Origin of the sequence: Variovorax sp. PMC12 (assembly GCF_003019815.1) — a bacterium.
Classification (GTDB): Bacteria; Pseudomonadota; Gammaproteobacteria; order Burkholderiales; family Burkholderiaceae_C; genus Variovorax.
This window is the reverse complement of record NZ_CP027773.1, coordinates 4,327,324-4,352,280: the sequence shown is the minus strand read 5'-3', so window position 1 is coordinate 4,352,280 and position 24,957 is coordinate 4,327,324. Positions and strand designations below refer to the sequence as shown.

Genomic DNA, 24,957 nt, shown 5'->3' with positions numbered 1-24,957 from the left:
ACGCGAACTACCAGCCGAGGCCCAAGTGCAGCGGCAGGTACACCGCCATGCCCGCGAGCATGGTGCCGAGCACGCCGCGCCGCCAGTAGTAGTAAGCCGCGCCGACGACCGCCGCATAGAGGCGGGCGTCGTGCAGCGTGCCGATCAGGTGGCCCTGCGTCATGACGATCTCGGGCGCGATCACCGCCGCGAGCGCGGCGGCCGGCGCATAGTGCAGCGCGCGGTGCGCCCACTCGGGCAGGCCCCAGGGGCGGTCCAGGATGAAGAAGAAGCAGCGCGTGAGCACGGTGACGAGCGCCAGCCCGACGATCACGCAAATGGTCCACAGGTCGGTGGTTCCACTCACTTGTCGTCCTCCGCCGCCGGGTCGAGCCCGAACTGCTTCTCCAGCCAGAAGCACAGCAGCACCGCGACGCCGATGGCGACCACGATGTTGAGCTTCAGCGGCAGCGCATAGGCGGCCACCGCGGTGACGCCGGCAATCAGCGCGGCCAGCACGCGCAGCCGCGTCGTCGCCATCGAGCAGACGATGGCCACCAGGCTCAGCACGCCCGCGAAGCCCAGGCCCCAGTTCTGCGGAATGAAGTTGGCGAGCGCCACGCCCAGCATGCTCATGCCCATCCAGGCGCACCAGGTCACGAAGTAGTTGCCGGTGAGGTAGGCCTCCTGCGACTGCTCCTCGGCAATGGTGAGCGGCGGCTTGGGGTACTTCCTGGTGAAGAGCGCATAGCTCATGTCGGCCGTGAGGTAGCCGTGCAGCATGCGGCGCCAGCGCGGCATGTGCATGAGGTAGGGGCGCAGGTGCAGGCTGAACACGACGAAGCGCAGGTTCACGCAGAAGCCCGTGGCCAGAATCACCCAGGCCGGCGCGCCCGCGGCCAGCAGCGGAATGGCCGCCAGCTGCGAGCTGCCCGCGTAGACCAGCAGGGTCATCGCAATCGCCTCGATCACGCTCATGTCCGACTTGACCATGGCCACGCCGGTCATGAGGCCCCAGGCGCCGATGCCCAGCGCCACGGAAGACATGTCGCGCACGCCCGTCCGGAATTCGGGCCGCGAGCGGATGGCGGTCGACAGGAACATCAGCCGAACACCTGCCCGGGCTTCAGGTCGAAGCCGCGCAGGAAATCGGCCACGGGCAGGCGCTTGCCGCCCGCGCGCTGCAGTTCGGTGATGGTGACGGTCGAGCCGGAAGCGGCCACGGCAACGCCGGCGTCGGTGACGGCCAGGATCGTGCCCGGCGCAGCCGACGCATCGGTGGCCGCAGTCGCGTGGGCGGCCCACAGCTTGATGGCCTCGCCGTCGAGCGGGCTGTTGGCGCCGGGAAACGGGTCGAAGGCGCGGATGCGACGCACGATGGCGTCGGCGGCCTGGGCCCAGTCGATCAGCGCTTCGTGCTTCTCGACCTTGTGGGCGTAGGTGATGCCTTCGGCGGGCTGGGGCGTGCGGGTGAGGCCGCCGATGTTCGCCAACGCCTCGACGATCATGCGGCCGCCCAGCCCGGCCAGCCGGTCGTGCAGGCGCGCGGTGTTGTCGTCGCCGATGTCGACCGACTCGCGCAGCAGCATGTCGCCGGTATCCAGGCCCGCGTCCATCTGCATGATGGTGATGCCGGTCTGCGCGTCGCCGGCCTCGATGGCGCGGTGGATCGGCGCCGCGCCGCGCCAGCGCGGCAGCAGGCTCGCGTGGATGTTCAGGCAGCCGTGCGCCGGCAGGTCGAGCACCCACTGCGGCAGGATCAGGCCGTAGGCGGCGACCACCATCACGTCGGGCCTGGCGGCCAGCAGGGTGTCGCGCGCGGCCGAGGCTTCGTCGGGGTACTTGCCGTCCAGGCGCAGGCTGCGCGGCTGGGCCACGGGCCAGCCGTTGGCCGCTGCGCACTGCTTGACGGGCGAGGCCTGCAGCTTCATGCCGCGGCCGGCGGGGCGGTCGGGCTGGCTCATCACCAGCACGATGTCATGGCCGGCGGCGGCGATGGCCTCCAGGGCGACGCGAGCGAACTCGGGCGTGCCCGCGAAAACGACGCGCAGGCGGCTCAATCGCGGATCCGATCGAGCTCGAGATCGTCCCCCGTGTGATAGCGCCGGACCACGCCGGTCGGATCGATGTAGATGTACAGCATGCGGCGCTCGTTCACGGCCTTGTAGCGCCAGGTCCAGACGGCACCGTCGAAGGAACTGACGCGGGAGATTTCATAGGGGCGGCCGTAGAAGGCCATGACGTCGTCCTGGCGCCACTGGTTGACCTTGATGTCCTGGCCGAAGCGCGCTTCGCTCAGCACCTGGGTCACCGAGACAACCTTGCCGGACGCGTCGACGTCGATGTCGGTCACCTCGAAGCCGGCGGGCATGCGCGAATACTGCAGCCGCTCGCCGCCGCCGTTGAGCGGATAGCGGCCCGTGGGCGTGCCCAGCAGCTGCAGCGTTTCGGCGGCGGAGGTGCCGGGCCGGATGCGCGCGGGCTCGCTCACGCAGCCCGCCAGCCCCAGGCCGGCGGCCGCGAAGACCGCCAGCGTGGCGAAGGTGCGAAAGCCGCGCCGCATCGTCATGTCAGGCCCGTTCCCGCAGTTCTTCGCGCTGCTGCTTGAGCAGCTTGCTCTTGATGCGGTTGCGCTTCAGGGGGGAGAGGTATTCGACGAACACCTTGCCCAGCAGGTGGTCGAGTTCGTGCTGGATGCACACGGCCAGCAGGCCGTCGGCCTCGATGGTGCGGCTTTCGCCGTTCTCGTCGAGCGCCTGCACCTTGACCGAGGTCGAGCGCATCACGCCGTCGTAGATGCCGGGCACCGAGAGGCAGCCTTCCTCGTTCAGCACCTTCTCGTCGCTGGCCCAGGTGATCTCGGGGTTGATGAGCACAATGGGCTCGTTGCGCTCTTCGGACACGTCGATGACGACAAGCCGCTCGTGCACGTCGACCTGCGTGGCTGCCAGGCCGATGCCGTTGGCGTCGTACATTGTTTCCAGCATGTCGGCCACCAGCGCCTTGATGCGCGCGTCGACGCCCTGCACCGGCTTGGCCACCGTGTGGAGGCGCTTGTCCGGGTAACTCAGAATGATTCGTTTGGCCATGAAATCGGGGGAAAGTTGTGGCTATTTTCGCCAATTCCGCGACGCGGCGGGTTCCGCGAGCCCGAAAACGTTGCCCTGCCAAGGGCTTCAGCGCAGAATTCGTAGCAAATTGTGAGATTCGTATGTGCGGCGATACCTCGCGCGCTCACCCATCCAGACATGAAAAAGCTCAGATCAGCTGAACGCCAGCGCCCCTCATTTCTTGCCACGCTGACCGCCCTGGCGGTGCTCGGCAGTTGCGGCGCCACGACGGCCTGGGCCCAGAACTACCCGGTGACGCCGCAGCAGCGCGCCACGGCCCAGCAGACCGCGCAGACCGGCGTGCCGCTGAGCGAACTCTCCCCCAACGCCCCCGACGAATACGCCGTCAAGCCCGGCGACACGCTCTGGGCCATCTCCCGCCTCTACCTGCTGCGCCCCTGGCGCTGGCCCGAGCTGTGGGGCATGAACCTCGACGAAATCGCGAACCCGCACCGCATCTACCCCGGCCAGGTGCTCTACCTGGACAAGACCGGCGGCCGCGCCCGCCTCACGACCACCCGCCGCGGCGGCTTCAGCGGCGACGGCGGCACCATCAAGCTGTCACCGCGCACCCGCTTCGATTCGCTGGCCGGCATGGCGCTGCCCACGCTCAACCCGAGCATCATCGAGCCGTTCCTGAGCGAGCCCATCGTGGTCGACGCCGGCACGCTGGAGAGCGCGCCGCGCATCGTGGCCGGCAACGACAACCGTGTTCTGCTGTCACGCGGCGACCGCGCCTATGCGCGCGGCAACGCCAATTCCCCGCTGGTCGAGGCCCCGGGCCCGGTGCAGCATTTCCGCGTGTTCCGCAACGCCACCCCGCTGAAAGACCCGGGCACGGGCGAAATCCTCGGCTACGAGGCGCAGTACCTGGGCAAGGCGCAGCTGCAGCGCGGCGAGTCGACCACCGTCGAGACGGTCGAGGACAAGGACGTCATCACGGTGGTGCCAGCGACCGTCGACATCATCGCGTCGCGCGAGGAAATCCGCGCCGGCGACCGCCTGCTGCCCGAGCCGCCGCGCCAGCTGCTGAGCTACGTGCCGCGCGCGCCCTCGACGCAGGTCGACGGCCGCATCATCTCGGTCTACGGCAACGCGGTGCAGTTCGCGGCGCAGAACCAGGTGGTGGCCATCAACAAGGGCACGCGCGACGGCATCGACAGCGGCCACGTGCTGGCCATCCTGAAGAACGGCGAGACCATCGTCGACCGTACCGGCGCCCGCAAGGAAACCATCAAGCTGCCCAATGAACGCATCGGCCTGCTGATGGTGTTTCGCACTTTCGAGAAAGTGTCCTACGCGCTGGTCCTGGAAATCAACGACACTCCGCGCGCTGGCGACTTCCTCGTCAATCCCTGACCCACGGCTACGGCTCTTTCGCACATTCGTTTGGAACGCGCAGAACTCGCAGGCTGGCTGCGACTTTCACTGACCCCCGGCATCGGTGACGGCACCGTGCGCCGGCTCCTCGCGGCGTTCGGCCTGCCCGAGCGCGTGTTCGCGCAGCCGGAAGAAGCGCTGCGCGAAGTGGTGTCGCTCGCGCAGGCCGAGGCACTGCGGCAGCCGCCCGCCAATCTCCAGGCCCAGGTCGACCAGACCTGGCAATGGCTGCACAACACCGACAACGGCAGCTCGCGCCGGCTCGTCACGCTCGGCGATGCAGGCTACCCGGCCTCGCTGCTCGAAATGGCCGATCCGCCGCCCATGCTCTATGTGCTCGGCGCCGCCGACTACGACCTCACGCAACTCGGCCACAGCATCGCGGTCGTGGGCAGCCGCAACCCGACACCGCAAGGCGCCAGCAATGCGCGCAGCTTTGCGCGCGCGCTGGGCGAAGCCGGCCTGCCGGTGGTCTCGGGGCTGGCGCTGGGGGTGGACGGCGCCGCGCACCAGGGCGCGCTGGACGCCGCCGGCGAGACGCCCTGCCTCGCCACGGTCGCCGTGGTCGGCACCGGGCTCGACCGCGTCTACCCGGCGCGGCACCGCGACCTGGCGCACCGCATCACCCAACAAGGCCTGATCGTCAGCGAGTTGCCGCTGGGCACGCCGCCGCTCACGCAGAACTTTCCGAAGCGCAACCGGCTCATCGCCGGGCTGGCACGCGGCACGCTGGTGGTCGAGGCGGCGCTGCAGTCGGGCTCGCTGATCACCGCGCGGCTCACCTCGGAGCAGGGCAAGGAAGTGTTCGCGATACCGGGTTCGATCCACTCGCCCCAGTCGCGCGGCTGCCACGCGCTGATCCGGCAGGGCGCCAAGCTCGTGGAATCGGTCAACGACATCCTTGAAGAGCTGCCGCCGCTGCAGCACACACCGTCCGCATCGCCGCCCAAGAACGGCAACGGCAGCAGCGACGCAGCCGAAGCGCAGCAGGCGCCGTCATCGACCGAGGCCCCGCTGCTGGAGGCCCTGGGCTTCGACCCGGTCAGCCTCGACGCACTGAGCGCCCGCACCGGCTGGAGCGCCGCCGCGCTGCAGGCGAAGCTGCTCTCGCTCGAACTGGACGGCCATGTCTCGCGCCTGCCCGGCGGGCTCTTCCAGCGATCTGCCAGCAGCTGATCGAGGTCCGCGCGAACGCCTGCGCATGCAGGAAGGAAAAGTGATGCGAAGTGCGCAAAGCCCGGGGGCGATCGGCCACTTCCTGGGCTATATTGGTGCGCATGTTCGAAGTACTTGTTTTTGTCTACGAGAACTACTGGCGCGGCGATGCATGCCCCGAACCCGAACAACTGGGCCGCAAGCTCAGCGCGCACGGCTTCGAGGCAGAAGAAATCCGCGAAGCCCTTCACTGGCTAGACGGCCTGAGCCTTGCAACGCAAGGCATGCAGATCGAGCACCACGCCGACGACGCGGCCTCGGCCACCGTCACATTGCGCGGCGCACCCGAAGCGGCCCTGCCCCAATCCCCCGATGCCATGCGCATCTACTCCCAGGCGGAGCAGGAGCACCTCGGCGCCGAATGCCTGGGCTTCATCCGCTTCCTCGAATCATCGGACGTGCTGCCCTGCGGGCTGCGTGAGATCGTGATCGAGCGCGCGATGGCCGCACCGGGCGATCCGGTCGCGATCGACGAGCTGAAGATCATCGTGCTGATGGTCCACTGGAGCACCGGCATCGAGCCCGATGCGCTGGTGCTCGACGAACTCTGCGAAAGCCGCGAAGGCCGCACCGCACACTGAGCTCGCCTCCCGGCTAGTTCAGCAGGCGCTCGGGGTTGGCGTCGAGCTTGGCCAGCGCTTCGCGCGTGGCGCGCACGGTGAGCGTTTCTTCCTCGGCCGGCACCAGCAGGCCGGCCTGCAGGTACATGGCCAGGCGACCGGCCTGGATCAGGAAGCTGCGGCCGTCCGCGGAGGCGAACAGGTGCAGCTGCTTGCGGTCGCTGCGCCACACGAACTGCACCTGGCTCACCCGGTCGTTGTGGTCGAGCATGAACCAGTTGCCCACCTGCAACTCATGCGCCCAGGCGAGCATGTCCTCGGCCACCTTGGCGCCGGCGGCATCGGGAACGACCTCGATCGAGGCGGCGTCCACGCCGAGCAGCAGCTCGATGCTGTGGGCGTCGAGCGGCAGGTCGGAGGCGCCGCCGACGTCGGTCACGAAGTCTTCCAGGTGCGTCAGCCGCTCGGCCATGGCTTCGATCTTGGCCTGCGGAATCGCCTCGGTCTTCGACAGGAAGGCGTCGGACAGCGTGGCGCCGATGATCTTGATGTGCGCTTCCTGCGGCTCGTCGACGATGCCCAGCAGCGCCATGCCCTGGCGCAGGCGCTGCAGCAGCTGCGGCAGGTCTTGTATGACGCGGGCGCGGTCGGTGCGGTTGGGCTTGGCGCTCGCGGCCCACACCAGGTCGGAGGCCACGCGCTTGAGCATCACCGTCTGCTCGCCCTGCGCGCCGTAGCGCAGCGCGGCAATGGCCAGCACCTCGGCCCAGATCTTGAAGAGGAACTCCCGGATCTCGTCGCGCACGGGCATGTCGTTCAGCATCTTGCGCAACTCGATGGTGTACTGGATCGCCATCGTTTCCTTCTGCTCGACCTGCTGCGCCACGCTCATCACGCGCTGCGTGGTGTCGCTCTGGGTCAGATAGCGGTTGAGGAAGGCGACGAACTCGTCGAACACCAGCTTGAATACGCGCTGGCCGGTTTCGGGATATTGCTCGATGACCTGCACCACGCGGCGGATCTCGCCTTCGAGCGCGCTGCCGGTGATGGCCGCCGCGTCGAAGCCCATCACGCACGAGCCCATGCGGTCGATCAGCATGCGCGCGGGGTGCTGCAGGGTGCCGAAGAACTCGGGCTCGGCGATGGCCACGCGCAGCACCGGCATCTGCAGGCGCGCGAACCACACGCGCGCCGAAAAAGGAATGCGTTCCTCGGCCAGGATGGCCTGGAACATCAGCGCCACGATCTCGACCGTGGCCTTGTCGGCGGTGGTCGGCGCACGCTTCTTGAGCTCGGTGGTCCGCTTGCGCAGGTCGACGGCGGTCTGCTGCATCAGCGTGGCCTGCTCGCCCGGGCCGTCCATGAACTGGGTGGCCGCCATGCGATAGGCGACTTCGGCGTCGGCGATGGCGCCGGCGAAGGTGCGCGAGAACACGCGCGGAGCCGCCGGCCCCCCGCCGCCGCCGGCATCGGTGGCGCGTCCATCGGGATTCGCGGCCTGGTAATGCTGTCCCGCGCCTGCGCCCGTGTCGCCGCCGATGCGCGCGGTCACGAACCGCTTGAGGCTGAGCAGGGCGGTCTGCGCGCGTTGCCGGGCGATCATCAACGGCGATCCACCGGTGGTTGCGGGAGGCGCCACGGCCGAGGGCACCGAGCCCTGCTGCGAGCCGGCGAACCCGAAGCCGGGGCGCTGGGCGCTGTGGGGGCCGCCGGACATGCCGCTGTCGCGGGCCATCGAGCCGCTCGACGTGGTCGGGCCGCCGGAGCCGCCGCCTGCGCCCGCTGCGCCGCCGCCGCTGCTGCCCGTGCGCCGCACGAAGCTCTTGAGATCGATCTCCTGCATCACCCCGTTGGCGACCAGGAACACGTTGGCGTCCTTGTAGGCCTTGACGACCACGTCGACCAGCGCCAGCTGCACGGTGTCCTGCACCCGGGTCCACATGCCGCGGCTCAGGCCCGCGCCGAGCCATTGCTCGACCAGCAGCTTGGCCAGAGTCTCGGGCTTGAGCACGTCGTGGGCGTCGAGTTCGGAGGTGCCTTCGAGGTGCTGGATGCGCAGGCGCAGGTCGCTCAGCTCGAAGCTGGCCTTGTCGTGGATCACCTGCGCCAGGCGCGATGAGAGGATGTTGCTCTCGACCTCCTCGTCGCCGATGAGCTCGAGGCGCAAACCCGAAGACGCCGCGGCCGCGCCGCCGCCCGAGCCCGCCAGCGCCTTGCGCCAGCCGGTCTGCGCGAGCGAGACCCAGCGGGTGCCCTGCCCCTGGAACGCCACGAAATCGTCGCGGTGCTCCTGCATGGCGCGGGCGTTGCCGGCTTCCGAGGCCAGCGCGGTCAGCCGGTCCCGGATTGCGCGGGCCAGCGGCACGATCGCGCCTTCCGTGGCCGCCACGAAGCGCTCACGCGTCTCGCGAGCGAGCTGCAGGGAAGAAGCGGACCGCGCAATGCTCATTGAAAAGTCGGAAAGGCCAGGGTGTTCGGTTTATCGGCGACAACCGCGAGCTTGCATCGGGATGCTCAACCGCACAAGTGTGGAGAGCGCGCGGCGTTGCATGCATACCGCGGCGCCGCCCTGGCCGCCTGAATTAAGCCTGAAGTATCCGTCAGACCACGGCCCCGGCGTTCGGGTCGTCCCCCGATTCGCCGTCGCGCTTGGTCGGGCCGCCCTTGACGAGGTCTTCGCGCTTGATGCCGAGCCACATGGCGATGGCCGCCGCCACGAAGCACGAAGAGTAGATGCCGAAGCAGATGCCGATGGTCAGCGCCAGGGCGAAGTAGTGCAGGGTCGGCCCGCCGAAGAAGAACATCGACAGCACCACGAGCTGGGTGGAGCCGTGGGTGATGATGGTCCGGCTGATGGTCGAGGTGATCGCGTTGTCGATGATCTCGGTGGTCGTCATCTTCCGGTAGCGGCGGAAGTTCTCGCGGATCCGGTCGAAGATCACCACCGATTCGTTCACCGAGTAGCCCAGCACCGCCAGCACCGCCGCCAGCACCGCCAGCGAGAACTCCCACTGGAAGAACGCGAAGAAGCCCAGGATGATCACCACGTCGTGCAGGTTGGCCAGCACGGTAGCCAGCGCAAACTTCCATTCGAAGCGAAACGCCAGGTAGATCATGATGCCCACGACCACCATGCCCAGGGCCTTGAGGCCGTTGGTGGTCAGCTCTTCGCCGACCTGCGGCCCGACGACCTCGATGCCGCGCTGCGTGGCCGACGGGTCGACCGACTTCAGCGCCTGCATGACCTGCGCGCTCTGCTGGTCGGAGCTCATGCCCTTCTGGGCCGGCAGGCGGATCTGCACGTCGCGCGAGGTGCCGTAGTTCTGGACCTGCACCTCCGGGTAGCCGAGCTTGGTGACGGCATCGCGCACCTTGCCGATGTCGGCGGACTGCTCGTAGGCGACCTCGATCACCGTGCCGCCCGTGAACTCCACCGACAGGTGCAGCCCGCGGTGGAACAGGAAGAACACCGCCAGCGCGAAGGTGACGACGGAGACGATGTTCAGCACCACCGCGTGGCGCATGAACGGGATGGTCCTGTGGATGCGGAAGAATTCCATGACGCTTGTCCTCGCCCTTTACTTGGTTGCCACGGCCGAGCCGTCGGTTGCGGGGCGCCAGACCGTGCCGATGGACACCGTCTTGAGCTTCTTCTTCTGGCCGTACCAGAAGTTCACGAGGCCGCGCGAGAAGAACACGGCGGAGAACATCGAGGTGACGATGCCGATGCAGTGCACCACCGCGAAGCCGCGCACCGGGCCCGAGCCGAAGGCCAGCAGCGCGATACCCGCGATCAGGGTGGTCACGTTGGAGTCCAGGATGGTGCCCCAGGCGCGTTCGTAGCCGGCATGGATGGCCGCCTGCGGCGACGCCCCGTTGCGCAGCTCTTCGCGCACGCGTTCGTTGATCAGCACGTTGGAGTCGATCGCCACGCCGATGGCCAGGGCCATGGCCGCGATGCCGGGCAGCGTGAGCGTGGCCTGCAGCAGCGAGAGGATGGCCACCAGCAGCATCAGGTTGACGGCCAGCGCGATCGAGGAGAACAGGCCGAACAGTGCGTAGTACGCGCACATGAAGACCATGATCGCCAGGAAGCCGTACATCACGCTCTTGAAGCCCTTCTCGATGTTGTCGGCGCCCAGCGTCGGGCCGATGGTGCGTTCCTGGATGATTTCCATGGGCGCGGCCAGCGAGCCGGCGCGCAGCAGCAGCGCGAGGTCGTTGGCCTCGACCACGGTCATGGAGCCCGAGACCTGGAAGCGGTTGCCGAGTTCGCCGTTGATCGACGGGGCGGTGAGCACTTCGCCCTTGCCCTTCTCGAAGATCAGCATGGCCATGCGCTTCTTGTAGTTCTCGCGGCTGACGTCGCGCATGATGCGGCCGCCCTTGGCGTCCATGGTCAGGTCGACCTTGGGCTGGTTGCTCTGCTGGTCGAAGCCGGGCTGCGCGTCGGTGAGGTTCTCGCCGGTGACGAGCACCTGCTTCTTCACGATCACGGGCCGGCCCTGGCGGTCGAGGAATTTCTCGGAGCCGAAGGGCACGGGGCCGCCGCTCAGCTCGGCGGCGCGGCCCTCGGCGCTTTCGTCGACCATGCGCATTTCGAGCGTGGCGGTGCGGCCCAGGATTTCCTTGGCCTTGGCGGTGTCCTGCACGCCGGGCAGCTGCACGACGATGCGGTCCAGGCCCTGCTGCTGGATCACGGGCTCGGCCACGCCGAGTTCGTTGATCCGGTTGTGCAGCGTGGTGATGTTCTGCTTGAGCGCGGCGTCCTGCATGCGGCGCGCGGCCTCGGGCTTGATGGTGGCCACGAGGCGCCAGTTGCCGCCGTCCTGGCTGTCGGTGGTGGCGAGGTCGGGGAACTGGTCCTGGATGATGCGCTTGGCCGCGTCGAGCGAGGCCGCGTCGCGGAAGGTCACCTCGACGGTCTGGCCGTTGCGGCTCACCGCGGTGCCGCGGATGCTCTTGTCGCGGAAGGTGGTGCGCAGGTCGCTGGCGAAGGACTCGGCCTTCTTGTCGATGGCGCCCTTCATGTCCACCTGCAGCAGGAAGTCGACGCCGCCGCGCAGGTCGAGGCCCAGGTACATGGGGAAGGCGTGCAGCGCGGTCAGCCACTTGGGCGAGCGCGACACCAGGTTGAGCGCCACCGTGTACGGCGGGTCGTTCGCGTCGGGCACCAGCGCGCGCTGCACGGCGTCGCGCGCCTTGAGCTGGTCGTCGGTGGTTGCGAAGCGGGCGCGCAGCGAGGTGGCGTCCAGGGTGATCAGGTCGGGCGTCAGGCCTGCGGCCTTGAGCGCCTCCTCGACCCGGGTCTGGGTGGAGGCATCGACCTTGACGACCGTCTTGGCCGCCGACACCTGCACCGCAGGCGCCTCACCGAAGAAATTGGGCAGGGCGTAGATGAGCCCCACGAGCAACACGATCACGATGATCGTGTACTTCCAGACCGGGTAGCGGTTCATGAGCGGGCGCTTTTCTCAAGCTTTTCAGAAATGGAACACCGCGTGACTTGGGGCCCTGCGCCGCAAAGCGCAAGGTTCAGCTCACGCTTTTATTGCTTGACGGCGCCCTTGGGCAGGACCTGCACCACGGCGCTGCGCTGGATCTTGATCTCGACGCCGTTGGCGATCTCCAGGCCCAGGTACTGGTCGCTCAGCGAGGTGATCTTGCCGAGCACGCCGCCGGCGGTGGCGACTTCGTCGCCCTTGGCCAGCGCCTCGATCATTGCGCGGGCTTCTTTCTGGCGCTTCATTTGCGGGCGGATCATGACGAAATACAGCACCACGAACATCAGCACCAGGGGCAGCATGCTGCCGAGCGAGGACAACATGTCACCGCCGCCGGCTGCAGCGGGCGCGGTCTGGGCGAAAGCAGAGGAAATGAACAAAAGAGTCTCCAGCAGAGGGAAGAGAAAACGAGAGGAAGGCGGGCCGGTCCCGACTCTTCTCATGGCTTCGCGGCCACGAACGGAATTGGGGCCGCAAGTCAAAGCTCGGCGGGGCTTGGCCGCGCACAGCACCGGGCATTGTATTCGGCGCGGATGGCCGTTCCACGGGCTTATCCGGCGCGGCGGGGAGGGCTTTCCGGCCATCCGTTCCGCCCATCGGATGCTATCTTTTCAATAGCAAAAAGCGCCCGTCGGGCGCTCTTTGCGGTGGGATTCCGTCGAAAAATCAGGCTGCCGCGCGCTGCGCCTGCGGGTTGCGCCACTTGGCCAGCAGCTCGTTCCAGCGTGTGCGGGCGGCCGCGAGATTGCGCTCCTTGACGTGGCCGTAGCCGCGGATCTGCTCGGGCAGGCCGGCAATTTCGAGCGCCAGCGCGTAGTTGTCGGCCCGCAGCGCGCCGATCACTTCCTCGATGCTGGCGCGGTACTCGCCGATCAGCGCGCGCTCGGCCTTGCGCTCCTCGGTGCGCCCGAAGATGTCGAGCGCCGTGCCGCGCACGCCCTTGAGCTTAGCGAGCAGCCTGAAGCCGGTCAGCATCCAGGGACCGAACTTCTGCTTCTGCAGCTGGCCCTTGCTGTTCTTCTTTGCGATGAGCGGCGGCGCCAGGTGGTAGTTGAGCTTGTAGTCGCCCTCGAACATGCCTTCGACGCGGTCGAGGAACGTGCGGTCGGTGTGCAGGCGGGCGACTTCGTATTCGTCCTTGTACGCCATCAGCTTGAACAGGTAGCGCGCGACCGTCTCGGTCAGCGCGGTGCTCTTGCCGACGGCCGCCTCGGCCCGCTGCACCTTGCCCACGAACTGCTTGTATTCGTCGGCGTAGGCGGCGTTCTGGTAGCCCGTCAGGAACTCCACGCGGCGCGCCACCAGGCTCTCGACCGATTCGCGCTTCTTGAACTCGATGACCTGGCCGGGGCGCACGCGCTTTTGCAGCTCTTCGGGCCGCACCGCCGCCTGGCGGCCCCATTCGAAGGCCGTCTTGTTGTTCTCGACGGCCACGGCGTTCAGCTCGATGGCGCGCATCAGCGACTCGTGCTCCAGCGGGATCCAGCCCTTCTGCCAGGCGTAGCCCAGGATCATCGGGTTGACGTAGATGCTGTCGCCCATCAGCGTGGTGGCGGCTGCATCGGCGTCGAAGGTGCCCATGGCGTCGATGCCCACGGCGCGCGCGATCTCGGCGGCGCAGGCGTCTTCCGGGTTCTGCCAGTTGGCGTTGCGCACGAAGGCGGCGGTGGGCGAGCTGTGGCTGTTGAGCGCCACGTGCGTGCGCCCTTCGCGCATGCGCGCCATGGTTTCGCCGTTGACCGTGACCAGCGGGTCGCAGGCCAGGATCAGGTCGGCCGCCGCGGTGCCGACGCGCGTGGTGCGGATGTCGTCCTGCGTGTCGCCGATCAGCACGTGGCTCCAGGTGGCGCCGCCCTTTTGCGCAAGGCCGGCCGCGTCCTGCGTGACGATGCCCTTGGCCTCGATGTGCGCGGCCATGCCCAGCAGCTGGCCGATGGTGATGACGCCGGTACCTCCGACGCCCGCCACCACCACGCCCCAGACCTTGCCGCCGACCAGCGACGGAATCGCGGGCTCGGGCAGCAGGCCGAACTCGGCCGGCGTGGCCGCCTTGTTCTTGCCCTTCTTCTTGAGCTGGCCGCCTTCGACCGTCACGAAGCTCGGGCAGAAGCCCTTCAGGCAGCTCATGTCCTTGTTGCAGCTGCTCTGGTTGATGGTGCGCTTGCGGCCGAATTCGGTTTCCAGCGGCTCCACGCTCAGGCAGTTGCTCTGCACGCTGCAGTCGCCGCAGCCCTCGCACACCAGCTCGTTGATGACCACGCGCTTGGCCGGATCGACGGCCGTGCCCCGCTTGCGGCGGCGGCGCTTCTCGGTGGCGCAGGTCTGGTCGTAGATGATGGCCGTGGTGCCGGGGATCTTGCGGAACTCGCGCTGCACGTCGTCGAGCAGGTCGCGGTGCTTGACCTGCACATGGTCGCCGGGGATGTTCACGCCCTCGTACTTCTCGGGCTCGTCGGTCACGATCACGACCTTCACCGCGCCTTCGGCATGCAGGCTCTCGGCGATCTGCAGCACCGAGTGGCCTTCGGGCCGCTCGCCGACCTGCTGGCCGCCGGTCATGGCGACCGCGTCGTTGTAGAGGATCTTGTAGGTGATGTTCACGCCCGCCGCGATGCTCTGGCGGATGGCGAGCAGGCCGCTGTGGAAGTAGGTGCCGTCGCCCAGGTTCGCGAAGATGTGCTGGTCGGTGGTGAAGGGCTGCTGGCCCACCCACGGCACGCCCTCGCCGCCCATCTGCGTGAAGCCGATGGTGGAGCGGTCCATCCAGGTCGCCATGAAGTGGCAGCCGATGCCGCCCATCGCGCGCGAGCCTTCGGGCACCACGGTGCTGGTGTTGTGCGGGCAGCCCGAGCAGAACCAGGGCTGGCGGGTGGCGTCGACCACGCTGGTGGAGGCCTGCTGCACCACCATCGAGCGCTCCTTGGCCTCGAGGATGGCCAGCTGGGCGTCGATGCGCGCGGCCATGTCGGCGCCGGCGGCGGCCAGCAGGCCGGTCTTGCGCAGCCGCCCGGCAATGGCCTTGGCGATCATGGCGGGGTTCAGGTCGGCGTTGGCGCGCAGCAGGGTGTGCGCGGTCGGGTTGGGCATCGACCATTCGCCGCCGGAGTAGCCCTCCGCCGCGTGCACCTCGCCTTCGTCGAACTTGCCGACCACGTTGGGCCGCACATCGGAGCGCCAGTTGTAGAGCTCTTCCTTGAGCTGGTATTCGATGACCTGGCGCTTTTCCTCGACCACCAGGATCTCCTGCAGGCCGGTGGCGAACTCGCGCGTGAGCTGCGCTTCCAGCGGCCAAACCACCCCCACCTTGTGCAGGCGGATGCCCAGCTGGCGGCAGGCCGCATCGTCCAGGCCCAGGTCGATCAGCGCCTGGCGGGTGTCGTTGAAGGCCTTGCCGCTGGCCATGATGCCGAAGCGGTCGTTCGGGCCTTGAATGACGTTGTGGTTCAGCCGGTTGGCGCGGATGTACGCCAGCGCGGCGTACCACTTGTAGTGCATGAGCCGGGCTTCCTGCTCCAGCGCATGGTCGGGCCAGCGGATGTGCAGGCCGCCGGGCGGCATTTCGAAGTCGGTGGGAATGACGATCTCGACGCGCTCGGGGTCGATCATGGCCGTGGCGCTCGACTCGACGATCTCCTGGATCGTCTTCATGCCCGACCACACGCCCGAGAAACGGCTCAGCGCGAAGGCGTGGATGCCCAGGTCGAGGATTTCCTGCACGTTCGCGGGAAAGAACACCGGCGTGCCGCAGGCCTTGAAGATGTGGTCGCTCTGGTGCGCGGCCGTGCTGCTCTTGGAGATGTGGTCGTCGCCCGCCACCGCGATGACGCCGCCGAACTCGGTGGTGCCGGCCATGTTGGCGTGCTTGAAGACGTCGGAGCAGCGGTCCACGCCCGGGCCCTTGCCGTACCAGATGCCGAAGACGCCGTCGAACTTGTTGGTGCCCTGCGGGGAGAAGCCCAGTTGCTGGGTGCCCCATAGCGCGGTGGCGGCCAGCTCTTCGTTCACGCCGGGCTGGAAGACGATGTTCTGTTCCTTCAGGAACTTGCTGGCCTTCCACAGGGCCTGGTCATAGCCGCCGAGCGGGGAGCCGCGGTAGCCGCTGATGAAGCCGGCGGTGTTCTTGCCGGCCTGCTGGTCGCGCAGGCGCTGCAGCATGGGCAGCTTGACGAGGGCCTGGACGCCGCTCATGAAGGCCCGGCCGTAGTCGAGCGAGTATTTGTCGTCGAGCGTGACCGTTTCCAGGGCCTTGCGAATGTGCGCGGGCAGCGGTGCATTCATTTTTTCTGTCTCCGTATGGCAGGGCCTTGTGGGCCTGGCTGATTGCTGTGGGTCTTCGCCCGGGTAGGGCACGAGCCCATGATCATGCAAAGTGTATGCCGGGGTCCGCGACAGGTGTTTGCGTTCTTTGCCCTGAAAAACCCTGTTCCAGAAAGAATCTTGCTTAAGATTCGACTCCATGGAAAGCATTGACAAGTTCGACCTCGCAATCCTGCAAGAACTGCAGGCCGACGGACGCCTCACGAACGCCGAGCTTGCGCAGCGCGTGGGCCTCTCGGCCGCGCCCTGCTGGCGCCGGGTGCGGGCGCTGGAGGAGGCCGGCTTCATCAAGGGCTACCACGCCGAGATCGACCGCCACAAGATAGGGCTGGGCGTGCTCGCTTTCGTGCGCGTGGACACCGAGCGCGTCACGCACGAGGCCACCCGCAAGCTGGAAGACGCCATCCGCAAGCTGCCCGACGTGGTCGCCTGCCACTACATCAGCGGCACCGGCACCTTCGAGCTGCAGGTGGTGGCGCAGGACCTGGACAGCTTCTCGGCCTTCGCGCGCCAGCACCTGATGAACCTGCCGAACGTGAAAGACCTGCACACCAGCTTCTCGCTGGGCGAGGTGAAGGCCAGCAGCGCGCTGCCGCTGGGGCACCTGGCCGCCCGGGGCAAGTAGCCGCGCGGCGGTGTGCGAGCATGCGCCGATCACAACGAAGAGGAAGGGCTGCTCCATGAATCCCGACACCGGCCGCCGGGCACTGTCCTGGCTGCATGAAATGCGCTTGCTGACCGACGCCGAACACACGGCCGCCGCCAGCGACCCCGAGCTCAGCGTGGTCACGCTGCGCACGCCCGCCGAAGCCCTGGCCTGGGTGGTGGCGCGCGAGATCGTCTCGACCGCGCAGCTGGCCGACCTGCCCGCCCGCGCGGCCGCCGGCCGCGCAAACGAAGCGCAGGCGATCGTGTCGGAAGCGACCGGCCTGGTGAGCAGCGAGCTGCCGCTGCCGCCGTGGGCGCAGTTCCAGCTGCGCCTGCGGGAGCGCCGGATGCAGGACGGCGTGAGCGCCGACGCGCTCGACCGGTTGCTCGCCCTCGGGCTCGTCGACGCGGTGCAGCATGCGCACAGCCTCACGATGCTGCCCACGCACCAGGCAGCCTGGGCCGCGCCCGATTCGCTGCCCGCGACGCTCGCCTGGACAGTGCTCGGATCGGGCGCCCTGAGCGACGACGACCTGGCGGCGCTGGCCGGGCGCGCGGGACACGCCGACATCGTCGCCGACGCGGCGGCCCGCGTCGCACAGGCCAGAAAGCCTTCGCGCACGGCGACGTCGTTCGTCACGTCGACTTCGAGCTCGGCGTCTTCCTCGACCTCTTCCACCTCGGCGTATTTCTCCAAGACCACGATTTCCGTCAACACCTCGCCCGGCCTCGTTCCCGCCCGCTGGAAGATGATCGGCGCCGTCGTGGCGGCCCTGGTGGTGCTGTACGTCCTGTTCGGGCGCTGATCGCGCCGTGGCGCGGCCCGGCGGCCGCCTAAAATCGTCGCCCACCATACCCCGCCAACCGCGGAAACGAGGACCCTCAATGAACCCCATCCGCCGCGCCCTGGCCCTCGGCCTTGCCGCCGCCACGCTCGCCTTCGGCGCCCAGGCGCAGAACCGCGAACTGATCGTGGCCTCCAGCGCCACCTACGCGCCGTTCGCCTTCGAGAACAAGGACAAGCAGATCGTCGGCTTCGACATCGACATCATCAATGCCATCGCCAAGCAGCAGGGCCTGAAGATCAAGGTCGTCAACACGCCCTTCACCGGCATCTTCGGCGCGCTGAACAACGGCGACGTCGACCTCGTGATCTCGGGCGTGACCATCAACGAGAAGCGCAAGCAGAGCTACGACTTCACGCCGCCCTACTTCGCGGCCCGCCAGCTGATCGCGCTGCCGAAGAACAGCAAGGTCGCCTCGCTGAAGGACCTGGCCGGCAAGAAGATCGCCGTGGTCAGCGCCTCCACCGCCGACGACATCGCCTCGCGCGAGTTCGGCAAGACCAACCCCGACATCCGCCGCTTCGAGAGCACGCCGCTCATCATTTCCGAGCTGGCCGGCGGCGGCGTCGATGCGGCCATGGGCGACAACGGCGTCATCGCCTATCGCGTGGCGCAGAACCCCGAGCTCAAGACCATCGACGACAAGTCCTTCCCCGAGGAAGGCTTCGGCATCGTCGTGAAGAAGGGCGACAAGGCCCTGCTCGACAAGCTCACCGCCGGCCTCGCTGCGATTCGCGCCGACGGCAGCTACGTGACCATCTACAAGAAGTGGTTCAACAAGGATCCGAACGTGCGCTGAGCCGCACGGCATTTCATTGAATACGGCCGCCCCAAGCGGCCGTTTCGTTTTCCGTTGACTGATCGAGAGAGTTTGAGGACGCAAACATGGAACAACCGGTGCTGCTGTTCGGATGGTTCCGATGGGACATCCTGGTCGAATACAAGGACCTGTTCTGGCAGGGCGCCTGGATGACGCTGCGCATGACCGTGGTCTGCGTGCTGCTGGGGTCCAGCTGGGGCCTGTGCCTCGCGCTCGCGCGGCTGGCGCAGCCGCGCCACGCGCCCTGGACCTGGGTCGCGCGCTTCTTCCTGCGCTGGCCCGCCACGGTGTACGTGAGCTTCTTTCGCGGCACGCCGCTGTTCGTGCAGATCCTGCTGATCCACTTCGCGGTGATGCCGGTGTTCATCCACCCGACCAGCGGCCTGCTGATCGACGGCGAACTGGCGCGCACGCTCAAGCAGGAGCACGGTGCGCTCATCTCGGGCGTGGTGGCGCTCACGCTCAACTCGGCGGCCTACATCTCCGAGGTGTTCCGCGCCGGCATCCAGTCGATCTCGCGCGGGCAGTTCGATGCCGGCCGCTCGCTCGGCTTCTCGCCCGCGCAGGTGATGCGCTACGTGGTGCTGCCGCAGGCCTTCCGCCGCATGCTGCCGCCCCTGGGCAACAACGCGATCGCGCTGCTGAAAGACACCTCGCTGGTGTCCGCCATCGGCCTGGCCGAGCTGGCCTACGCGGCCCGCACCGTGGCCGGCGCCTATGCGCGCTACTGGGAGCCGTACCTTGCGATCTCGGTGATCTACTGGGTGATGACGCTGGTGCTCACGACGATGCTGCGCCGCCTGGAAATCCGTCTCGCCCGCAGCGATCGGGGCTGAGACGGGAAAGGGGCGCGCCACAATAACGGCACATGCCACCCATATCCCCCGAAGAGACACCGATCCCGCCCAAGCGGCCGCAGCCCTCGAAGCTCGCGGCCCTCGAGCCCCTGAAGCTCCCCGTGTTCCGCATGCTGTGGAGCACCTGGCTCATCGCCAACATCTGCATGTGGATGAACGATGTGGCCGCGGCGTGGATGATGACCTCGCTCACCTCCTCGCCCATCTGGGTGGCGCTGGTGCAGTCGGCCTCCACGCTGCCGGTGTTCCTGCTGGGCCTGCCCAGCGGCGCGCTGGCCGACATCCTCGACCGCAGGCGCTGGCTGGTGGCCACGCAGTTCTGGCTGGCCGGCACCGCCATCGTGCTGTGCGCGGCACTGGCGCTCGACGTGATGACGGCGCCGCTGCTGCTGGCGCTCACCTTCGCCAACGGCATCGGGCTGGCGCTGCGCTGGCCGGTGTTCGCGGCCATCGTGCCCGAGCTGGTGCCGCGGCCGCAGCTGCCGGCCGCGCTGGGGCTCAACGGCATCGCCATGAACGCATCGCGCATCGTCGGCCCGCTCACCGCCGGCGTGCTGATCGCGAGCGCCGGCACCGTGTGGGTGTTCGCGCTCAACGCGGTGCTGTCGGTGGCCTCGGGCTTCGTGGTGCTGCGCTGGCGGCGCGCGCACACGCCCAATCCGCTGGGCCGCGAGAAGCTCATCGGCGCGATGCGCGTGGGCGTGCAGTTCGTGCGGCAGTCGCAGCGCATGCGCGCGGTGCTGGTGCGCGTGTCGATCTTCTTCTTCCACTCCACCGCCCTGCTGGCCCTGCTGCCGCTGCTGGCGCGCAACCTGAAGGGCGGCGGCGCCGGCACCTTCACGCTGCTGCTGGCGGCCATGGGTTCGGGCGCGATCATCGCGGTGCTGTTCCTGCCGCGGCTGCGCCAGGCGCTGGGGCGCGACCAGCTGGTGCTGCGCGGCACGCTGCTGCAGTCGGGCGCCACGGCGGTGATGGCCGTCGCGCCCAATGCCTGGGTGGCGGTGCCGGCGATGTTCTTCGGCGGCATGGCGTGGATCACGGTGGCCAATTCGCTCTCGGTGTCGGCCCAGCTCGCGCTGCCCGACTGGGTGCGCGCGCGCGGCATGTCGATGTACCAGATGGCGATCATGGGTGCGAGCGCGATCGGCGCGGCCATCTGGGGCCAGGTGGCCACGGTCACGACGCTGCAGCTGAGCCTGGTCATCGGCGCCATCAGCGGCACGCTGGTGATGCTGCTGGCCCTGCGCTGGGTGACCGACGTGAGCGGCGAGGACGACACCAGCCCCGCCGCGGCCGGCTGGGCCGCCGGCCCGCCGGCCGAGGCACCGCAGGAAGAAGGCCGCGTGGTGATCACGGTCGAATACATCATCGACCCCGCCCGCGCCGCCGCCTTCCACCTCGTGATGCAGCAGACGCGCCGCGCGCGCCTGAGCCAGGGCGCCATCGGCTGGGAGCTGCTGCACGACATCGTGCAGCCCGAGCGCTACGTGGAGCAGATCGTCGACGACTCGTGGACCGACCACCTGCGCCGCTTCAACCGCGCCACCGCGAGCGACATGGCGCTGCGGGAACGCAGGCTCGCCTTCCACATCGGCGAGGCGGCGCCGGTCATCACGCGCTACGTGGTGCGGCGCTGACGCACCGGTTCGGGGCGCCCGGCGGGTCAATTTTTGACCAAACGGGTGAATTTGATGGCATGGCGCTTGCATGCGAAAAATCGCCGGGTATCCACGGATAGCCAGTCTTTTTTGACCATATGGATAATTTAAGCCACCGCCAACTCCGGCGTCACGAGGTACAGCCCCGATGAATACACCTCCCCTGCGCAGCCGTTTCTGGTCCGACCTGACCAGCGAAGAGTTCTCCCGCCTCGACCGTGAACGGCTCATCGCGGTGCTGCCGGTCGGCGCCACCGAACAGCACGGCCCCCACCTGCCGATGTCGACCGACACCGCGACCATCGACGGCATGGTGCGCGCCACGCTGCCCCACCTGCCCGACGACCTGCCGGTGCTCTTCCTGCCCACCGTGCCCTACGGCAAGAGCAACGAGCACTCGCGCTACCCGGGCACGCTCACCGTGTCGGCGGCCACCCTGATCGCGATGTGGAAAGACATCGGCGCCTGCGTTGCGAAAGCCGGCGTGCGCAAGCTGGTGCTCTACAACAGCCACGGCGGGCAGATGAGCGTCATGGACATCGTGGCGCGCGACCTGCGCGAGGAGCACGACATGATGGTCGTGGCCGCCAACTGGTACACGCTGGGCCTGCCCGATGGCCTGTTCACCGCGCACGAGGGCAGGCACGGCATCCATGCCGGCGACCTCGAAAGCTCGGTGATGCTGCACCTGACGCCCGACTACGTGCGCCGCGACCAGTTCCAGAACTTCAGCTCCATGACCGAGCAACTGGCCGCCGAGAACAAGTTCCTCTCGATCACGCCCAGCGGCAAGCTCGGCTGGCAGATGCACGACATCAACCCCGCGGGCGCCGCCGGCGACGCCACGCGCGCCACGGCCGAGAAGGGCGCGGCGGTGCTCGACCATGTGGGCCGCCGCTTCGTCGAGCTGCTGCACGAAGTCGACCGCTTCCCGCTCTCCCGCCTGGCCAACGTGCCGGCCTGGCGCTAGGCTCGCACGCCATGGACAGCACCCGGACCCCTCCCCTGGTCAGCCTGCGCAACGTAGGCAAGCGCTTCGCCAACGGCACGCTCGCATTGCAGGGCATGTCGCTCGACATCGGCGAGCACGACTTCATCAGCTTCCTCGGCCCCTCGGGCTGCGGCAAGAGCACCGCGCTGCGGCTGATCGCGGGGCTCACGCGCCTGAGCTCGGGCGAGATGGCCTGGTCGGGTGCCAACACCGGCTCGGCCAAGGACAGCAAGAGCGACCGCGACCTGGGCTTCGTGTTCCAGGAGCCCACGCTCATGCCATGGGCCAAGGTGTTCGACAACGTCTGGCTGCCGCTCAAGCTGGCCGGCACCAGCCGCGACGCCGCCGCGCCGGTGGTGCAGCAGGTGCTGGAGCTGGTGGGCCTCTCGCGCTTTGCCGACGTGTATCCGCGCGAGCTGTCGGGCGGCATGAAGATGCGCGTGTCGATCGCGCGCGCACTCGTCACGCACCCGCGCCTGCTGCTCATGGACGAGCCCTTTGCCGCGCTCGACGAAATGACGCGCATCAAGCTCAACAACGACCTGCTGGCCATCTGGCGCGAGCACCGCTTCTCCATCGTGTTCGTCACGCACAGCGTGTACGAGTCGGTGTACCTGTCGAACCGCATCGTGGTGATGGCGGCGCGCCCGGGCCGGGTGATCGACGAGATCCGCATCGACGAGCCGTACCCGCGCGGCGAAGAGTTCCGCACCTCGAGCCGCTACAACGCGCATTGCACGGCGGTATCCCAATCCCTGCACGGAGCGCTCCATGGCCTCGACATCGACCATTGAACCCGTGATGCCCATGGACACGACCGACGCCACCCCGTCCGCCGACATGCTGCGCGCGCACGAAGACAGGCTGCGCCGCCGCGAGTCGCTGCTGCGCATCGTCGTGCCCGCGGGCATCGTCATCGCGCTGCTGCTGATCTGGGAATGGACGGTGCGCGCCAACAACATCCCGCACTACATCCTGCCCGCGCCCTCGCTCATTCTTCGCACGCTGTTCGACAACTGGGATTCGCTCTCCAGCGCGCTGTGGTTCACGGTGAAGCTCACGCTGCTCGCGCTCACGGCGGCCATCGTCGGCGGCGTGCTGCTGGCGATTGCGTTCGCGCTGTTCAAGTGGGTGGAGATCGGCCTCTTCCCCATCGCGGTGATCCTGCAGGTGACGCCGATCATCGCGATCGCGCCGCTGATCCTGATCTACGTGTCGAGCACCACGGCGGCGCTGCTGCTGTGCGCCTGGATCGTGGCCTTCTTCCCGATCCTGTCGAACACCGTCATCGGCTTGAAGAGCGCCGACAGCAACCTGCGCGACCTGTTCCAGCTCTACAAGGCATCGCCCTGGCAGACCTTCCGCTACCTGCTCGCGCCCAGCGCGCTGCCGTACTTCATGGCGGGCCTGAAGATCGCGGGCGGCCTGAGCCTGATCGGCGCGGTGGTGGCCGAGTTCACGGCCGGCACGGCCGGCAAGGAAACGGGCCTGGCGTCGCGCATTCTCGAATCGAGCTTCCGCACCGAGATCCCGATGATGTTCGCGGCGCTGCTGCTGGTTTCGTTGCTGGGCATCGTGATCTTCATCGTGTTCGCCGCGCTCTCCCGCCTGGTATTGGGCCACTGGCACGAAAGCGAGATGCGCCGTGAACGCTAGGACGCCGGTGCCCGCCGTCGACTGGGACGCGGTACGCGCCGACCTGCGCGGCCTCAACGTCGTCACCGCGCCGGCCCAGCGCAAGCAGCTGTCGAAGGACTTCTACTGGTACAGCCCCATCCTCACCGCGCAGCTCGCGGGCTGCGTGGCCGACCTCGTGGTCAAGGTCAGCACGGAAGACGACGTGCGCCAGGCCGCGGCCGTGGCCGCCAGGTGGAAGCTGCCGCTCACGGTGCGCGCCGGCGGTACCGGCAACTATGGCCAGTGCGTGCCGCTCGAAGGCGGCATCGTGCTCGACGTGACGCAGATGTGCCGCGTGCTCGACATCGGCGAAGGCCGCATGCGCGTGGAAGCCGGTGCGCGCATGCACGACATCGACCTCGCCGCGCGCGAAACCGGCCAGGCGCTGCGCATGTGGCCGTCGACCTGGCACGTGGCTTCCATCGGCGGCTTCATCGCGGGCGGCTTCGGCGGCATCGGCTCGTTCCGCCACGGCATCCTGCGCGACCCCGGCAACCTGCTGCGCGCGCGCGTGATGACGGTGGAGCGCGAGCCGCGCGTCATCGAGCTGCACGGCGACGAGATCCAGCAGGTGCACCACGCCTACGGCACCAACGGCGTGATCCTCGACGTGGAAGTGGCGCTGAGCCCCGCGGTCGAATGGGTGCACTGCACGGTGCTGTTCGACACCTACCGCGGCGCGCTCGACTTCGGCATCGCGGCGCAGGCGCCAACGCTCGACATCTTCCTGCTGTCCACGGTGGAGGCACGCTTCTCGCCCTACTACACGGCCATGCGCGACCGCTTTCCGCCAGACCGGCATGCGGTGTTCACCATGGTCTCGCCCGATTCGATGGCGGACTTCCGCGCGCTCGCCGAGGCGCACGGCGGCACCATCTCGGTCGCCGGCACCGAGGCCGAGTTGCTGGCCGACGGCCTGCCGCCGGCCTACGAATGCGCGTTCAACCACACCACGCTGCAGGCACTGAAGGCCGACCGTGGCTGGACCTATCTGCAGGTGGCTTACGCCCAGCCCTTCGACCCCGCAGTGGTCGAGCGCCATCTGCAGATCTTCGGGGACGACGTGCTGCAGCACCAGGACTTCGCCCGCGCCAACGGCGAATGCGGCACCTTCGGCATCCTGCTGGTGCGCTGGAAGGGCGAGGCCCACCAGTACGAGCTGATCCGCGAGATCGAGTCGCAGGGCGGCTGCAAGATCTTCAACCCGCACGTCGTGACCATCGAGGACGGCGGCATGAAGACCATCGACACGCAGCAGATCGAGTTCAAGAAGCGCAGCGATCCGATGGGGTTGATGAACCCGGGCAAGACGCGCGGCTGGACTGCCGACATGGCTGTCGAGCGCTGAAATGAAATCTCCTCTTCCTTTTCGCCGTGATCGTTGGACAGAGCAGTC

General features: G+C 68.1%; 22 protein-coding genes. 12 read left to right on the top strand and 10 right to left on the bottom strand.

The annotated features are described in order from the left end of the window. Positions 1 to 7: 7 nt before the first annotated feature. From C4F17_RS20110 to def, 5 genes are read right to left on the bottom strand one after another with little or no spacing between them, the layout of a single operon-like run. Positions 8 to 346 (bottom strand): AzlD domain-containing protein, encoded by a 339-nt coding sequence (locus C4F17_RS20110; RefSeq protein ID WP_081268792.1) that lies wholly within the window; start codon positions 344 to 346, stop codon positions 8 to 10. After that, positions 343 to 1,083, bottom strand: a complete 741-nt coding sequence (locus C4F17_RS20105) for an AzlC family ABC transporter permease (RefSeq protein ID WP_106936439.1) — start codon at positions 1,081 to 1,083, stop codon at positions 343 to 345. Before C4F17_RS20105 ends, C4F17_RS20110 begins: the two co-directional genes overlap by 4 nt. After that, on the bottom strand, positions 1,083 to 2,039 hold the full coding sequence (fmt, locus tag C4F17_RS20100) for a methionyl-tRNA formyltransferase (protein WP_106936438.1): 957 nt from the start codon (positions 2,037 to 2,039) through the stop codon (positions 1,083 to 1,085). The genes C4F17_RS20105 and fmt overlap by 1 nt, the downstream gene beginning before the upstream one ends. After that, positions 2,036 to 2,548 carry a hypothetical protein gene (locus tag C4F17_RS20095; RefSeq protein WP_199851873.1) on the bottom strand — a complete coding sequence of 171 codons (513 nt, stop codon included), beginning with the start codon at positions 2,546 to 2,548 and terminating at the stop codon, positions 2,036 to 2,038. Before C4F17_RS20095 ends, fmt begins: the two co-directional genes overlap by 4 nt. 1 nt (position 2,549) lies before the next feature. Beyond that, positions 2,550 to 3,068 (bottom strand): peptide deformylase, encoded by a 519-nt coding sequence (def, locus tag C4F17_RS20090; protein WP_106936436.1) that lies wholly within the window; start codon positions 3,066 to 3,068, stop codon positions 2,550 to 2,552. A gap of 159 nt (positions 3,069 to 3,227) precedes the next feature. On the opposite strand from def, the gene C4F17_RS20085 reads away from it, so the two are divergent. The 3 genes from C4F17_RS20085 to C4F17_RS20075 all read left to right on the top strand — a co-directional run bounded on the left by C4F17_RS20085 (position 3,228) and on the right by C4F17_RS20075 (position 6,265). Further along, complete coding sequence (locus tag C4F17_RS20085; protein ID WP_106936434.1) at positions 3,228 to 4,448, top strand: LysM peptidoglycan-binding domain-containing protein; 1,221 nt, start codon at positions 3,228 to 3,230, stop codon at positions 4,446 to 4,448. 30 nt (positions 4,449 to 4,478) lie between these two features. Further along, complete coding sequence (gene dprA / locus C4F17_RS20080; protein ID WP_106936432.1) at positions 4,479 to 5,645, top strand: DNA-processing protein DprA; 1,167 nt, start codon at positions 4,479 to 4,481, stop codon at positions 5,643 to 5,645. A gap of 101 nt (positions 5,646 to 5,746) precedes the next feature. Then, positions 5,747 to 6,265, top strand: a complete 519-nt coding sequence (locus C4F17_RS20075; protein WP_081268824.1) for a DUF494 family protein — start codon at positions 5,747 to 5,749, stop codon at positions 6,263 to 6,265. Positions 6,266 to 6,278: 13 nt separating this feature from the next. Here C4F17_RS20075 and C4F17_RS20070 read toward each other — a convergent pair whose 3' ends face one another. The 5 genes from C4F17_RS20070 to C4F17_RS20050 form a co-directional block, all read right to left on the bottom strand. Then, positions 6,279 to 8,693: a DUF1631 family protein gene (locus C4F17_RS20070; RefSeq protein WP_106936431.1), complete on the bottom strand. Its 2,415-nt coding sequence runs from the start codon at positions 8,691 to 8,693 to the stop codon at positions 6,279 to 6,281. Positions 8,694 to 8,844: 151 nt separating this feature from the next. Further along, the gene (gene secF / locus C4F17_RS20065) at positions 8,845 to 9,804 is read right to left on the bottom strand and encodes a protein translocase subunit SecF (protein WP_081268785.1); all 960 of its coding nucleotides are present in this window, start codon (positions 9,802 to 9,804) and stop codon (positions 8,845 to 8,847) included. Positions 9,805 to 9,822: 18 nt separating this feature from the next. Next, on the bottom strand, positions 9,823 to 11,703 hold the full coding sequence (gene secD / locus C4F17_RS20060; RefSeq protein WP_081268784.1) for a protein translocase subunit SecD: 1,881 nt from the start codon (positions 11,701 to 11,703) through the stop codon (positions 9,823 to 9,825). A gap of 89 nt (positions 11,704 to 11,792) precedes the next feature. Further along, complete coding sequence (gene yajC, locus C4F17_RS20055; RefSeq protein WP_081268783.1) at positions 11,793 to 12,128, bottom strand: preprotein translocase subunit YajC; 336 nt, start codon at positions 12,126 to 12,128, stop codon at positions 11,793 to 11,795. Between the two features lie 286 nt (positions 12,129 to 12,414). Beyond that, positions 12,415 to 16,026, bottom strand: coding sequence for an indolepyruvate ferredoxin oxidoreductase family protein (locus C4F17_RS20050; RefSeq protein ID WP_106936429.1), 3,612 nt, complete (start codon positions 16,024 to 16,026; stop codon positions 12,415 to 12,417). A gap of 178 nt (positions 16,027 to 16,204) precedes the next feature. On the opposite strand from C4F17_RS20050, the gene C4F17_RS20045 reads away from it, so the two are divergent. The 9 genes from C4F17_RS20045 (at position 16,205) to C4F17_RS20005 (ending at position 24,909) form a co-directional block, all read left to right on the top strand. Further along, a complete protein-coding gene (locus C4F17_RS20045; RefSeq protein WP_081268781.1) occupies positions 16,205 to 16,690 on the top strand; it encodes an Lrp/AsnC family transcriptional regulator in 486 nt (161 codons plus the stop codon). Positions 16,691 to 16,745: 55 nt separating this feature from the next. Further along, positions 16,746 to 17,519, top strand: a complete 774-nt coding sequence (locus C4F17_RS20040) for a hypothetical protein (RefSeq protein ID WP_106936428.1) — start codon at positions 16,746 to 16,748, stop codon at positions 17,517 to 17,519. Positions 17,520 to 17,598: 79 nt separating this feature from the next. Further along, positions 17,599 to 18,357, top strand: coding sequence for a basic amino acid ABC transporter substrate-binding protein (locus C4F17_RS20035; protein WP_081268779.1), 759 nt, complete (start codon positions 17,599 to 17,601; stop codon positions 18,355 to 18,357). Positions 18,358 to 18,443: 86 nt separating this feature from the next. Next, positions 18,444 to 19,214 carry an amino acid ABC transporter permease gene (locus C4F17_RS20030; protein WP_081268778.1) on the top strand — a complete coding sequence of 257 codons (771 nt, stop codon included), beginning with the start codon at positions 18,444 to 18,446 and terminating at the stop codon, positions 19,212 to 19,214. A 32-nt stretch (positions 19,215 to 19,246) separates the two neighbouring features. Continuing rightward, positions 19,247 to 20,872, top strand: coding sequence for an MFS transporter (locus C4F17_RS20025; protein WP_106936426.1), 1,626 nt, complete (start codon positions 19,247 to 19,249; stop codon positions 20,870 to 20,872). A gap of 169 nt (positions 20,873 to 21,041) precedes the next feature. After that, the gene (locus tag C4F17_RS20020; RefSeq protein ID WP_106936424.1) at positions 21,042 to 21,863 is read left to right on the top strand and encodes a creatininase family protein; all 822 of its coding nucleotides are present in this window, start codon (positions 21,042 to 21,044) and stop codon (positions 21,861 to 21,863) included. Positions 21,864 to 21,874: 11 nt separating this feature from the next. Beyond that, positions 21,875 to 22,678: an ABC transporter ATP-binding protein gene (locus C4F17_RS20015; protein WP_081268775.1), complete on the top strand. Its 804-nt coding sequence runs from the start codon at positions 21,875 to 21,877 to the stop codon at positions 22,676 to 22,678. Continuing rightward, positions 22,656 to 23,540, top strand: a complete 885-nt coding sequence (locus tag C4F17_RS20010) for an ABC transporter permease (protein WP_199851872.1) — start codon at positions 22,656 to 22,658, stop codon at positions 23,538 to 23,540. The genes C4F17_RS20015 and C4F17_RS20010 overlap by 23 nt, the downstream gene beginning before the upstream one ends. Then, the gene (locus C4F17_RS20005) at positions 23,530 to 24,909 is read left to right on the top strand and encodes an FAD-binding oxidoreductase (RefSeq protein ID WP_106936420.1); all 1,380 of its coding nucleotides are present in this window, start codon (positions 23,530 to 23,532) and stop codon (positions 24,907 to 24,909) included. The genes C4F17_RS20010 and C4F17_RS20005 overlap by 11 nt, the downstream gene beginning before the upstream one ends. Positions 24,910 to 24,957 lie beyond the last annotated feature (48 nt).

Excerpts from the sequence above, each read along its gene's own strand:
- C4F17_RS20010 (WP_199851872.1), top strand. The coding sequence starts at position 22,656 with ATGGCCTCGACATCGACCATTGAACCCGTGATGCCCATGGACACGACC.
- secD (WP_081268784.1), bottom strand. The coding sequence starts at position 11,703 with ATGAACCGCTACCCGGTCTGGAAGTACACGATCATCGTGATCGTGTTG.
- C4F17_RS20050 (WP_106936429.1), bottom strand. The coding sequence starts at position 16,026 with ATGAATGCACCGCTGCCCGCGCACATTCGCAAGGCCCTGGAAACGGTC.
- C4F17_RS20085 (WP_106936434.1), top strand. The coding sequence starts at position 3,228 with ATGAAAAAGCTCAGATCAGCTGAACGCCAGCGCCCCTCATTTCTTGCC.
- C4F17_RS20025 (WP_106936426.1), top strand. The coding sequence starts at position 19,247 with ATGCCACCCATATCCCCCGAAGAGACACCGATCCCGCCCAAGCGGCCG.
- secF (WP_081268785.1), bottom strand. The coding sequence starts at position 9,804 with ATGGAATTCTTCCGCATCCACAGGACCATCCCGTTCATGCGCCACGCG.
- C4F17_RS20020 (WP_106936424.1), top strand. The coding sequence starts at position 21,042 with ATGAATACACCTCCCCTGCGCAGCCGTTTCTGGTCCGACCTGACCAGC.
- C4F17_RS20030 (WP_081268778.1), top strand. The coding sequence starts at position 18,444 with ATGGAACAACCGGTGCTGCTGTTCGGATGGTTCCGATGGGACATCCTG.
- C4F17_RS20095 (WP_199851873.1), bottom strand. The coding sequence starts at position 2,548 with ATGACGATGCGGCGCGGCTTTCGCACCTTCGCCACGCTGGCGGTCTTC.
- C4F17_RS20040 (WP_106936428.1), top strand. The coding sequence starts at position 16,746 with ATGAATCCCGACACCGGCCGCCGGGCACTGTCCTGGCTGCATGAAATG.
- C4F17_RS20045 (WP_081268781.1), top strand. The coding sequence starts at position 16,205 with ATGGAAAGCATTGACAAGTTCGACCTCGCAATCCTGCAAGAACTGCAG.
- def (WP_106936436.1), bottom strand. The coding sequence starts at position 3,068 with ATGGCCAAACGAATCATTCTGAGTTACCCGGACAAGCGCCTCCACACG.
- C4F17_RS20015 (WP_081268775.1), top strand. The coding sequence starts at position 21,875 with ATGGACAGCACCCGGACCCCTCCCCTGGTCAGCCTGCGCAACGTAGGC.
- C4F17_RS20035 (WP_081268779.1), top strand. The coding sequence starts at position 17,599 with ATGAACCCCATCCGCCGCGCCCTGGCCCTCGGCCTTGCCGCCGCCACG.
- C4F17_RS20105 (WP_106936439.1), bottom strand. The coding sequence starts at position 1,083 with ATGTTCCTGTCGACCGCCATCCGCTCGCGGCCCGAATTCCGGACGGGC.
- C4F17_RS20075 (WP_081268824.1), top strand. The coding sequence starts at position 5,747 with ATGTTCGAAGTACTTGTTTTTGTCTACGAGAACTACTGGCGCGGCGAT.
- C4F17_RS20070 (WP_106936431.1), bottom strand. The coding sequence starts at position 8,693 with ATGAGCATTGCGCGGTCCGCTTCTTCCCTGCAGCTCGCTCGCGAGACG.